We start from the raw sequence: 895 nt of genomic DNA on the forward strand, positions 1-895 counted from the left end.
GTTTGGTGTTGCTGAACTTGAACCCGGTGAATCGGCACAATCACTGATCGAACGCGCTGATAAGCTACTTTACGAAGCGAAGTCACTTGGTCGAAATAGAGTGATGCCGCTGTAATCTGCAATCATCTAAAAAAATTACAGTTAAACGGCGTACTTACTAAGCTCTAGACTCAAAAATAGACTCGCAATTAACATCGAAAGCAAAAAGCCCCAATCAATAACCAGTAGGTTAATCGTTGGGGCTTTGTCGTTTATGCATAGTCGTCAGTGTTTAATGCTAAATACATTCAGAGTGTTTAACACTACACTGGCTCTACATCTTTCATAAAAACCAAAGATGTAGCTGTGACATTAAAGGGCGTAGCAATAGTTAAGACAGTAATCTTCACCACTCTTAGCTCGGAACTCTTTGTCTTCGCTGCATGCTTTTGGTTTGCCCTTCTCATCACCTTGAACTAAGCTGATCCAGTGACGTATTGCTGTAGTGATGCCTTGACGCTCAGTATTCGTTTGTACCGCTTCCATTGGCGACTGGCCAAACGTGGTGCACGACTCTAACTGAATATCATCGATATCGACCAATTCAATACACCCCGTCCCTTTATGACAACCAAACATCACTTCTAAATGGCTTCCACTGCTATCTCGGAACAAGATTGAGTCTGGGTCACACTTCTCACCCATGTAAGCTACAAACTGCTTAGGGTGCTTTAGACCGCTGTGTTGGCCATCTTTGAAATAAGCCATGATATGACGGTAATCAACTACATAGCTCGTTACATCTTGATGTGAGCCGTTCTCTAATGGGAACAATCTGTCTAGCAGTTGCTTCGCTTTGAGTTGCTTCTCAGTTTGCTGTTTGGCACTGATAGTCTCCACGGCAAAGACAGCTTCA

The 895-nt window shown here is 43.2% G+C and carries 1 protein-coding gene and 1 pseudogene; one reads left to right on the forward strand and one right to left on the reverse strand.

Features of this window, described 5'->3' with window-relative positions; all coding sequences use genetic code 11:
- A pseudogene (locus tag AB4232_RS16695) lies at positions 1 to 115 on the forward strand (GGDEF domain-containing protein); the annotation flags it as partial.
- 236 nt (positions 116 to 351) lie between these two features.
- Here the strand turns inward: AB4232_RS16695 and AB4232_RS16700 are convergent.
- On the reverse strand, positions 352 to 895 hold a 544-nt coding region (locus AB4232_RS16700; RefSeq protein ID WP_372087569.1), incomplete at its 5' end, for a hypothetical protein.

This window comes from Vibrio sp. 10N.286.46.A8, from assembly GCF_041470165.1.
Taxonomy (GTDB): Bacteria; Pseudomonadota; Gammaproteobacteria; order Enterobacterales; family Vibrionaceae; genus Vibrio; species Vibrio tasmaniensis_A.